Raw genomic sequence first — 10143 nt, forward strand, 5'->3', positions numbered from 1 at the left:
GCGCGCGCCCCCTCACCGATCCTGCGACTTACCCTGCGGCATGCCCTGGGGGACAACGGTGCGGATCAGCGTCGAATCCAGCGATTCATAGGCGTGGTAGTCGATGGTCTCGTAGAGCTCCTGCCGGGTCTGCATGCGCTGCAGCATGTTCTGCGTGCCGCCATCCCGCGTGATGGCGGCGTAAAGCTCCTCCATCCCCTTGGCCGCGACGCGCAGGTGGCTCACCGGCCAGATCACCATGGCGTAGCCCATGGCCTCGAACTCGGCGGCGGTGAAGAAGGGCGTGCGGCCGAACTCGGTCATGTTGGCGAGCAGCTTCACGCCCGGCATGCGGCGGGCGAACTCCTCGAACATCTCGCGGGTGGTCAGCGCCTCGGGGAAGATCGCGTCCGCCCCGGCCTCCAGGTAGAGCTTCGCCCGCGCCACGGCGCCGTCGATGCCCTCGCTCGCCGCCGCGTCGGTGCGGGCGATCAGGTAGAGATGGCGCCGGGCCTTGCGGGCCGCGGCGACCTTGGCGGCCATGTCGCGCGCATCGGCCAGCTTCTTGTCATTGAGGTGGCCGCACTTCTTCGGCAGGAGCTGGTCCTCGAGATGCACGGCGCCGGCGCCGGCCTCCTCGAAGGCACGCACCATGTGCATGACGTTCAGCGCCTCGCCATAGCCGGTGTCGCCATCGACAAGCACCGGCAGGCCGCTGGCGCGCGAGACCTGGCGGATGTGCCAGGCGACGTCATCGACCGTGATCATGCCGAGATCGGGAAGGCCCATGGTGGCCGACATGGCGGCGCCCGACATGTACAGCGCCTCGAAGCCGGCCTTCCGTGCCAGCAGCGCGGCGATGCCGAGATGCGCGCCTGGCATGCGCAGGATCTGCGGCCGGTCGAGCAGGGCGCGGAAGCGCTGGCCGGCGGGCGCCTCGGGCAGGTCGTCGGCGATCACATAGGGCATGGTGCGGGCTCCTTGGCAAGAACGACGCCCGGCCCGGCATGGCGGCCGGACCGGGCGGGAAGGCCGTGAGGCGGCGGCGTCAGCGCTTCTTCAGCGGCACGAATTCGAGATTCTCCGGCCCCGTGTAGTTCGCGGTCGGGCGGATGATCTTGCCGTCGATGCGCTGCTCGATGACATGCGCGCTCCAGCCCGAGGTGCGGGCGATGACGAAGAGCGGCGTGAACATCGCAGTCGGCACGCCCATCGCCTGGTAGGAGACGGCCGAGAACCAGTCGAGATTGGCGAACATCCGCTTGGTCTCGGCCATCACGGCCTCGATCCGGTCGGCGATCTCGAAGCGCGCCAGCGTGCCCTGCGCCTTGCAGAGCCGCCGCGCCACCTCCTTGATGACCACGTTGCGCGGATCGGAGACGGTGTAGACCGGATGGCCGAAGCCGATCACCACCTCCTTCGCCTCGACGCGGCGGCGGATATCCGCCTCGGCCTCCTCGGGCGTCGCGTAGCGCTGCTGCACCTCCAGCGCGACCTCGTTGGCGCCGCCGTGCTTCGGCCCGCGCAGCGCGCCGATGCCGGCGGCGATGGCGGAGTACAGGTCCGAGCCGGTGCCGGCGACGACGCGGCAGGTGAAGGTCGAGGCGTTAAACTCGTGCTCGGCATAGAGGATCAGCGACGTGTGCATCGCCCGCACCCATTCGGCCGGCGGCGCCTCGCCGTGCAGCAGGTGCAGGAAATGGCCGCCGATGCTGTCGTCATCGGTCTCCACCTCGATGCGCCGGCCGTTGTGCGAGAAGTGGTACCAGTAGAGCAGCGCCGGGCCGAGGCAGGCCATCAGCCGATCGGCGATGTCGCGCGCGCCGGGGTGGTTGTGGTCCTCCTTCTCCGGCTGCACGCAACCCAGCACCGAGACGGCGGTCCGCATCACGTCCATCGGGTGGGAGGCGGCGGGAAGCGCCTCCAGCACCGTGCGCAGGCTGGCGGGCAGGCCGCGCAGCGCCTTCAGCTTGCGCTTGTAGGCCGCGAGCTCCGCCACGTCCGGCAGCTTGCCGTGCACGAGAAGATAGGCGATCTCCTCGAACTCGGCGGCCTCGGCCACGTCGAGGATGTCATAGCCGCGGTAGTGCAGGTCGTTGCCGGTGCGGCCCACGGTGCAGAGCGCCGTGTTGCCCGCCGGCACGCCCGACAGCGCGACCGACTTCTTGGGCTTCGGCGCGTTGGCTGTCGTCTCGCTCATCGTGTTCTCCCTCCCGGCCTCAGGCCGTGTGGTTGAAGATGCCGGCGCGGTCGTTGCGGGTGAGCCGGCCCTGCGGCAGCGCCACGGTGAGCCCGAGCAGGTCGGCCGCCTTCAGCTCCGGCAGGCGCTGCACCAGGTCGAGGAAGCGGCGCGATTCCGAGGGCTCGATCAGTCCCTCGGTCAGCGTCTCGAACTTGCGGATATAGTCCGGCCGCGTCCAGGGCGTCGCGCCCAGCGTGTGCGCATTGGCCACCGCCAGCTCGTCGGCGATCACCGTGCCGTCGTTCAGGATGATCTCGACCTTGCCGCCGAAGGCCTTCACGTTCGGGTCGCGCGAGTGGTAGCGCTCCGTCCACTTCGGGTCCTCGACGGTGCGGATCTTGTGCCAGAGCCGAACCGTGTCGGGCCGCGCCGCGCGCTCCGGCAGGTAGGAGCGGACGTGGTGCCACTCGCCGTCCTGCAAGGCCACGGCCAGGATGTACATGATGGAATGGTCCAGCGTCTCGCGCGAGGCCTTGGGGTCCATCTTCTGCGGGTCATTGGCGCCGGTGCCGATGACGTAATGGGTGTGGTGGCTGGTCTGCACCACGATCTCCTTCACGTCGTCCCAGTTCGTGACCTTCTTGCCCATGCGGAAGGCGAGGTCGATCAGCGCCTGGGACTGGTACTCGGCCGAATGCTCCTTGGTGTAGGTGTCGAGGATGGCGCGCTTCGCCTCGCCCGGCGCGGGCAGCGGCACGCGGTAATGCGCGTCCTTGCCGTCCAGCATGCGGGCGATGACGCTGTCCTCGCCCTCGTAGATCGGGCTCGGCGCGCCCTCGCCCAGCATGGCGCGGTCCACCGCCTCGATCGCCAGCTTGCCGGCGTGGCTCGGCGCGAAGGCCTTCCAGGAGCTGATCTCGCCCTTGCGGCTCTGGCGCGTGGCGGTGGTGACGTGCAGCGCCTGCTGGATCGCCTGGTAGATCGCCTCGGTCGGCAGGCCGAGCATGGTACCGATGCCGGCGGCGGCCGAGGGGCCGAGATGCGCCACGTGGTCGATCTTGTGCTCGTGCAGGCAGATCGCCCGCACCAGGTCGACCTGGATCTCGTAGCCGGTGGCGAGGCCGCGGATCAGCGCCGCGCCGTCGCTGCCGCATTGCTGCGCGACGGCGAGCAGCGGCGGGATGTTGTCGCCCGGATGGGAGTAGTCGGCGGCCAGGAAGGTGTCGTGGTAGTCGAGCTCGCGCACCGCCGTGCCGTTCGCCCAGGCGGCCCATTCGGCGTGCACGCGCACATCCGGGCCGCAGCCGAAGACCGTGGCGCCGCCCGGCCGGGCATGGGCCAGGGCCTGGGCGCGGGCGGTGACGACGGGATGACGGTTGATGGCGGCGATGGCGACGGAAGCGTTGTCGATGACCCGGTTGATGATCATCTCGCTGACCTCGGGCTCGACCGCCACCGGATCGGCCGCCACCTCGGCGATCTTCCAGGCCAGCTGCCCCTGGCGGGGCAGCCGGTCGGCCTCGGGATGGACCTTCACGTCATGGGTGATCATGGCTCGCGCATACTCCCTCGAGATTTTGCCAATTTTGCCATGATCCGCGCTGGTGTCAGCCCGTCGCCTTGCATATTCATGCCAAGAAGGCGGCGGATTTTGTGAAGATTGTGAAGAGCCAATCCCAGAGCGGAAAGGAACCCAAGATCTTCGCGGGCGACCGGCTGCGCCGCCTGCGGCGGGGGCGGGGGCTCGGCCAGGGTGCGATGGCGCGCGGCCTCGGCATTTCGCCCAGCTATCTCAGCCAGATCGAGGCCGATCTCCGCCCCATGCCCGCCGCGCTGCGCGGCCGCGCCGCCGCCTGGCTCGGCGTGCCCGAGAGCCTCTTCGCCGATGCGGATGACGAGCGGCTGGCCGGCAGCCTGCGCGAGGCCACGGGCGATCCGCTCTTCGGCCGCGCCACCGTCCCGGCCGAGGAGGCGCGCGCCGCCGTCCGCGCCGCGCCCGAGCTGGCCGAGCGTTTCCTTGAACTCTACCGTGCCTATCTGGCGCTGGACGAGCAGCACCAGGCGCTGCGCGCGCGCGGCATGGCGGGCGAGGATTTCGCCGGCGTGCCGCACTTCCCCTATGACGAGGTACGCGACTGGGTGCAGTCGCGGCAGAACCATTTCGACCGGCTCGACCGCGCCGCCGAGGCCCTGGCCGGGCGCATCGGCCGCGGGGGCGCGCCGACCCAGGACGACCTTGCCCGCCATCTGCTGGACCGGCACGGCATCGCGGTGGCCGACGATCCCTCCCTGCTGGCGCAGGGCACGGTCTGGCGGCTGCAGCGGGTGGAGCGGGTCCTGGCCCTGGCGCAGGAGGCGGCGCCGGCTAGCCGCCTGTTCTGGATGGCCCATGTCATCGGGCTGCTGGAGCAGCGCCGCGCCATCCTCTCCGAGGTGCGCGCGGCGCGACTGTCCAGCGCCGAGGCCCGCTCGCTCGCCCGCATCGGCCTCGCCAACTACTTCGCCGGCGCGCTGCTGATGCCCTATGAGCGCTTCCTGGCCGAGGCCGAGCTGCTGCGCTACGACGTGGAGCGGCTGCAGGGCCGCTTCGGCGCCAGTTTCGAGCAGGTCTGCCACCGGCTCAGCACGTTGCAGCGGCCGGGGCGGCCGGGCATTCCCTTCTTCCTGGTCAAGACCGACATCGCCGGCAACGTGCTGAAGCGCAGCAGCGCCACGCGCTTCCGCTTCGCCCGCTTCGGCGGGCCCTGCCCCTTGTGGAACGTCTATCGCGCTTTCGCCCAGCCCGGCCGCGTGCTGGTGCAGGTGGCGCAGACGCCGGACGGGGTGAGCTATCTGAGCATTGCCCGCACGGTGGGGCGGGGCGGCGGCGCCTATCTCAGCCGGCCGCGCAACGTCGCCATCGTCATCGGCTGCGAGACGGCCTATGCGGGGCAGACGGTCTATGCCACCGGCCTCGACCTCAGCGAGCCCGGCTTCTTCGACCCGATCGGGCCCGGCTGCCGGGCCTGCGAGCGCACCGACTGCCGCCACCGCGCCGTGCCGCCGGCCAGCCAGTCCCTCGATGTCGGCAGCCTGCAGCGGGGCGTCGTGCCCTACCGCATCCGCCCGCCGGGGTGAGGCTGCGTCAGCCGGGCGCCAGGGGCGGCGAGACCGGGGCCGGCACGGCGATGCGGGCGCGGGGCCGGGCGCCGTTGAACAGCAGGGACAGCGTGCCGCTGCGGCGGATCGCCGCGTGCACCAGCAGGCAGAGCGGCACCGTGGCGGCGACGATGAGGAGGAACTGCGCCAGGGGCGGCAGGCCGCTCTCCATCAGCAGCACCACGCCGAAGACGATGAAGACCTGGTGGAAGAGGTAGACCGTCAGGGAGGAGTCCACGAGATGGCGTGTCAGCGGGCTGGCCTGGTTGAACCAGCGCCGCGCCGCCGACATCAGGACATGAGCCATCAGGATGCCGACGATGGGGGAGAGGAAGTAGGTGGCGGCGCGCATCGACAGCGGCTCGCGCCACTGGATCGCCGCCAGCACCGGCATCAGCGCCAGGGCCAGCAGCCAGGCCCGCGCGTCGGCGCGCAGGAAACGGGCGAGCCAGTCCGGCCTCCAGGCCAGGGCGGCGCCGAGCAGGAAGACCGGCAGGTGGGTGACGGTGCGCGCGACCACCAGGGCATTGTTGAGCAGGTTGTTGACCCCGATCAGGTGCAGCGCGATCACCGCGGCCACCACGAAGGCGCCGGTCAGCGGCAGCAGGGCATGGCGCAGCATCCGGTGCCGCTCCAGCCAGCCGGCCGCCCGCGCGGTGGCGGCGCGAAGACCGGGCCGCCGGCGCCCGATCCAGGCCAGGCCGGCGAGCAGGGAGCAATAGGCCAGCAGGTCGATCAGGAACCACAGATGCGCGACCCAGTGCTCGCCCGGCATGGCGAGGCGGGCCCGCCACTCGGTCATGGTATCGGCCGGATCGGTCATGCTTCCGGCCAGCATCTGCAGCGGATTGAGCAGCAGGCCGACGGTGAGAAGGGGCAGCCCCAGCCGCCACAGCCGGTCCCGCCACCAGGGCAGGGGGCCGCGCCGGCGCAGCATCATCACGGCGAAATAGCCGGCGATGACGAAGAAGACCGGCATGCGGAAGGTGTGGCTCAACTGGGCCAGCCAGCTCAGCAGCGGTGAGTCCGCGGCGGCATCGACGATCCAGGGCTGGTGTACCGAGAAGGCCAGCGCGGTGTGATAGGGGATGCCCAGAAACATCAGGAACGCGCGCAGCTGATCCAGATAATGCAGCCGCTCTCCCCTGACTTCCGGCATCCGCTGCTGCATCCCGCTTTTCCTGCACTTATCGTCTGGAGGATCTCAAAGATGAGAAACTGTTAGCCGGTTTTATGAGGCCATGCTTTCGGCAAGGCCTGGATTGGCTTCACAATAACTTCATTCCAGTATCGAATACTCGCAAGGGTTGCGGGTCCGGCCGCCCGGCGGATCCCCGGGGCATTTTCCTGCGCCCGTATCTGTTCTATTCGGGCCGCCGCATGATCGATCCCGGTTCCAGCGCGCCCGCTATCCTGCAGATCCTGCCCTCGATGGCCTCGGGCGGGGTCGAGCGCGGCACGGTGGAGATCGCCGAGGCCCTGGCGGCGGCGGGATTCCGGGCCCTGGTGGCCTCGGCGGGCGGCAGGATGGTACCGGAGCTGGAGGCGGTCGGCGCACGCCATGTCACCATGCCGTCCCTGGCGGACAAGTCGCCGCTGGCGCTCTGGCGCAATGCCGCCGACCTGGCCGGGCTCGTCCGCCGCGAGGGGGTGTCGCTCCTCCATGCGCGCAGTCGGGCGCCCGCCTGGGCCGGGCTGATGGCGGCGCGCCGGAGCGGGGCGCGCTTCGTCACCACCTATCACGGCACCTACAACGAGGATTTCCCCGGCAAGCGGCTGTACAACTCGGTGATGGCGCGGGGCGAGCGGGTCATCGCCATCAGCCATTTCATCGCCGGGCTGATCGCCGAGCGGCATCGCATCGACCCGTCGCGGCTGCGCGTCATCCCGCGCGGCGTCGATCCGCGCCGCTTCGACCCGGCGGCGGTGGAGCCCGGCCGGCTGGAGGCGTTGCGCGCCGCCTGGCGCCTGCCGTCGCGCCGGCCGGTGCTGCTGCTGCCGGCCAGGATCAGCCGCTGGAAGGGCCAGAAGGTGCTGCTCGAGGCGCTGGCCATGCTCCCGCCGCCGCGCCCCTTCGCGGTGCTGCTCGGCGACTTCGGGCGCGGCCTGTATGCCGAGGAGCTGCTGCGCTACGGCATGGCGCTCGGCCTCGGCGGCGATTTCACGCTGGCCGGGCATGGCGAGGACATGCCGGCGGCGCTGTTGCTGGCCGATCTGGTGCTGCATTGCTCGACCGATGCCGAGGCCTTCGGGCGCAGCGTGATCGAGGCCCAGGCCATGGCCCGGCCGGTGATCGCCAGCGACCTCGGCGGCCCGCGCGAGACGGTGCAAGAGGGCGAGACGGGCTGGCGCGTGCCGCCCGGGGAGCCGGCCGCGCTGGCCCGCGGCATCGCCCGTGTCCTGGCCATGCCGGCGGAGGCACGCGCCGCCATCGGCGCCCAGGCCCAGGCCATGGTGCGCCGGACCTACACCACCGCGGCCATGCAGCGGGCGACCCTGGCCGTCTACCGGGAGCTGCTGTGAAGCCCGCCAGCATCCTGGTGATCAAGCTGGCGGCGCTGGGCGACGTGGTGCAGGCCTTCCCGGCCTTCGCGGCCATCCGCGCGCACCACCCTGCCGCCCGCATCGTCCTGCTGACCACGCCGCCCTTCGCCCCGCTGCTGCGCCGCGCCCCGTGGTTCGACGAGGTCTGGTCCGACGGACGGCCGGCCTGGAGCGACCTGCGCGCCGTGACGCGGCTGGCGCTGCGGCTGCGCCGGGCGGGCTTCGACCGGGTCTACGACCTGCAGACCTCAGGCCGGTCCTCGCGCTACCGCTGGTTCACCGGGCCGGCGCCGGAATGGTCCGGCATCGCCCGCGGCGCCAGCCATCCGCACGCCAATCCGCGGCGTGACCGGATGCACACGCTGGAGCGCCAGCGCGAGCAGCTGGCGCTGGCCGGGATCCACCACGTCCCGGCGCCGGACATGAGCTGGATGGCGGGGGATGTCTCCGGCCTCGACCTGCCGCCGCGCTTCGGCCTGCTGATTCCCGGCGCCTCGCCGGGCCCGGCAAGCGCGGGCCGGCCGCCGCCTATGCCGCCCTGGCGGCCGGGCTCGATCTGCCGGTGGCGGTGCTGGGCGGGCCGGGCGAGAGGGAGCTGGCCGCCGCCATCCGCGCCGGGGCGCCCGGCGCCATCGACCTGACCGGCCGCACCACGCTGGAGCAGATCGGCGCCCTGGGGCGGCGCGCCGCCTTCGCCGTCGGCAACGACACCGGACCGACGCATCTGGTGGCGGCCTCGGGCTGCCCGACCGTGGCGCTGTTCGGCGCCGACAGCGACCCGGCCCTCTGCGCCCCGCGCGGCCCCGCGGTCTCGGTGCTGCGCCACCAGCCCCTGGACAGCTTGCCGGTGGCAACGGTGGCGGAAGCGCTGGCGCGGCTCAGACGCCCGTCCTGACGGCCCGAATCCCTCGCCGGCCCCTCAGGGCACGGGGGAGAGGCTGCGCTTGAGGCAGCGCAGCGCGAAGGCCGTGCGGGTGTGGCGGACGCCGGGCAGGCGGTAGAGCTTCTCCCGCAGCAGGGCCTCGTAGCCCGCGGTGCCGCCGACGGCGGCCTTCAGCAGATAGTCGTACTCACCGGTGGTGAGGTGGCATTCCAGCACCTCGGGCATGTCCAGCACCGCCTGCTCGAAGCGGGAGAGCGCGGCCTCGTCATGCTTCTCGACCATGACCTCGACGAAGACGGTGTCCGGCAGGCCGAGCATCGACTGGTTCAGCAGGGCCACATAGCCCTCGATCACCCCCGCCTGCTCCAGCCGCCGCACCCGGGTCCAGCAGGGGGAGGGCGAGAGGCCGACCTCCTCGGCCAGCTCGGCATTGGTCAGCCGGGCGTTGCGCGCCAGGGCCCGCAGGATGCGTCGATCGGTCTGGTCCATTCGGCTGTCCTCCTCCACGGCCGAACGGGCCGGACATGACGCGCGCAAGGCTCGAATTCATCAAAAGGTTGACAGAACCCGGCCATATCCTCACGTTGACGCGAGCGGAAAGGGTAGGCATGCGTCTCCACGGCTACCGGACATCGTCGGCCACGTGGCGGGTCAGGATAGCCCTCGCATTGAAGGGCGTCGCCGCCGGTTCCGTATGGCATGACACCCCCGGGGGTGGCCCGCGTGGCGCCGGGACGCTGCGCCTCAACCGCCAGGGCCTGCTGCCGGCCATCGAGCTGGACGACGGCACCGTGCTCAGCCAGTCCGTGGCCATTCTGGAATGGCTGGAGGAGATCTGGCCCAGCCCGCCGCTGCTGCCGCCCGATCCGCAGCTCCGCTGCAAGGTCCGCAGCTTCGCCCTGGCCATCGTGGCCGATATCCAGCCGCTGCACACGCAGCGCGTGCTGACCCACATGCTGAGCGGCGGGCTTTCGGAGGGGGATGTGCAGGGCTGGGCCCGGCAATGCATCGCCCAGGGCCTCGATGCCTGCGAGACCCTGCTGGACAGTTCGCCCGGCCCCTTCTGCTTCGGCCATTCGCCCAATCTTGCCGATATCTGCCTGGTGCCGCAGCTCTATGCCGCGCGCCGCTTCGGCGTGCACCTGCCCTATCCGCGGCTGCTGGGGGCCGAGGCCGCCTGCATGACCCTGCCATCCTTCATCGAGACCATGCCGGAGAAGCCGAATGCCATGCTCTGAACGCCCTCGGGGCGTGATGCCACGGCTGGCGGCGCTGGTCCCGGCTGCCCTGCTGGCGCTCCCCCCGGGCGGGGCGCAGGCCCAGCTTCGCAGCCTGGCGGTGCCGGCCGAGGCCGGCCTGGTCGTGGCGGCGCGCGGCCAGTCGCAGCCCCGCCTGGTGGCGCCACCCGCCGCCGTGG

8 protein-coding genes and 1 pseudogene are annotated in these 10143 nt (G+C 71.4%); 4 read left to right on the forward strand and 5 right to left on the reverse strand.

What is annotated here, in order from left to right:
- Positions 1-12: 12 nt before the first annotated feature.
- The 3 genes from prpB to ACVMLK_RS09630 form a co-directional block, all read right to left on the reverse strand.
- Complete coding sequence (prpB, locus tag ACVMLK_RS09620) at positions 13-948, reverse strand: methylisocitrate lyase (protein WP_198367473.1); 936 nt, start codon at positions 946-948, stop codon at positions 13-15.
- 79 nt (positions 949-1027) lie between these two features.
- Positions 1028-2179, reverse strand: coding sequence for a bifunctional 2-methylcitrate synthase/citrate synthase (prpC, locus tag ACVMLK_RS09625; protein ID WP_198367472.1), 1152 nt, complete (start codon positions 2177-2179; stop codon positions 1028-1030).
- A gap of 19 nt (positions 2180-2198) precedes the next feature.
- Positions 2199-3713 carry an MmgE/PrpD family protein gene (locus tag ACVMLK_RS09630; protein WP_457486270.1) on the reverse strand — a complete coding sequence of 505 codons (1515 nt, stop codon included), beginning with the start codon at positions 3711-3713 and terminating at the stop codon, positions 2199-2201.
- A gap of 110 nt (positions 3714-3823) precedes the next feature.
- Here ACVMLK_RS09630 and ACVMLK_RS09635 point away from each other — a divergent pair, with 110 nt between their 5' ends.
- Positions 3824-5278, forward strand: a complete 1455-nt coding sequence (locus ACVMLK_RS09635) for a helix-turn-helix domain-containing protein (protein ID WP_457486271.1) — start codon at positions 3824-3826, stop codon at positions 5276-5278.
- A 7-nt stretch (positions 5279-5285) separates the two neighbouring features.
- Here ACVMLK_RS09635 and ACVMLK_RS09640 read toward each other — a convergent pair whose 3' ends face one another.
- Positions 5286-6470, reverse strand: a complete 1185-nt coding sequence (locus ACVMLK_RS09640) for an acyltransferase family protein (RefSeq protein ID WP_457486272.1) — start codon at positions 6468-6470, stop codon at positions 5286-5288.
- A gap of 209 nt (positions 6471-6679) precedes the next feature.
- On the opposite strand from ACVMLK_RS09640, the gene ACVMLK_RS09645 reads away from it, so the two are divergent.
- Together ACVMLK_RS09645 and ACVMLK_RS09650 are read left to right on the forward strand one after the other, a co-directional pair.
- Positions 6680-7822, forward strand: a complete 1143-nt coding sequence (locus ACVMLK_RS09645) for a glycosyltransferase family 4 protein (protein ID WP_457486273.1) — start codon at positions 6680-6682, stop codon at positions 7820-7822.
- Positions 7819-8738 (forward strand): annotated as a pseudogene (locus ACVMLK_RS09650) (glycosyltransferase family 9 protein). The gene ACVMLK_RS09645 and the pseudogene ACVMLK_RS09650 overlap by 4 nt, the downstream one beginning before the upstream one ends.
- Positions 8739-8762: 24 nt before the next feature.
- On the opposite strand, the gene ACVMLK_RS09655 reads toward ACVMLK_RS09650, so the two are convergent.
- A complete protein-coding gene (locus ACVMLK_RS09655; RefSeq protein WP_457486274.1) occupies positions 8763-9215 on the reverse strand; it encodes an Lrp/AsnC family transcriptional regulator in 453 nt (150 codons plus the stop codon).
- Between the two features lie 119 nt (positions 9216-9334).
- Between ACVMLK_RS09655 and maiA the strand changes: the two genes are divergently transcribed.
- Entirely contained in the window at positions 9335-9964 is a 630-nt protein-coding gene (gene maiA / locus ACVMLK_RS09660) for a maleylacetoacetate isomerase (RefSeq protein WP_457486275.1), read from the forward strand.
- The last annotated feature ends 179 nt before the right edge of the window (positions 9965-10143 follow it).

The organism is Teichococcus aerofrigidensis, from assembly GCF_054073225.1.

What these genes read in the sequence shown, in the direction of transcription:
- prpB (WP_198367473.1), bottom strand. Translation starts at nt 948, where the DNA reads ATGCCCTATGTGATCGCCGACGACCTGCCCGAGGCGCCCGCCGGCCAG.
- prpC (WP_198367472.1), bottom strand. Translation starts at nt 2,179, where the DNA reads ATGAGCGAGACGACAGCCAACGCGCCGAAGCCCAAGAAGTCGGTCGCG.
- ACVMLK_RS09630 (WP_457486270.1), bottom strand. Translation starts at nt 3,713, where the DNA reads ATGATCACCCATGACGTGAAGGTCCATCCCGAGGCCGACCGGCTGCCC.
- ACVMLK_RS09640 (WP_457486272.1), bottom strand. Translation starts at nt 6,470, where the DNA reads ATGCAGCAGCGGATGCCGGAAGTCAGGGGAGAGCGGCTGCATTATCTG.
- ACVMLK_RS09645 (WP_457486273.1), top strand. Translation starts at nt 6,680, where the DNA reads ATGATCGATCCCGGTTCCAGCGCGCCCGCTATCCTGCAGATCCTGCCC.
- ACVMLK_RS09655 (WP_457486274.1), bottom strand. Translation starts at nt 9,215, where the DNA reads ATGGACCAGACCGATCGACGCATCCTGCGGGCCCTGGCGCGCAACGCC.
- maiA (WP_457486275.1), top strand. Translation starts at nt 9,335, where the DNA reads ATGCGTCTCCACGGCTACCGGACATCGTCGGCCACGTGGCGGGTCAGG.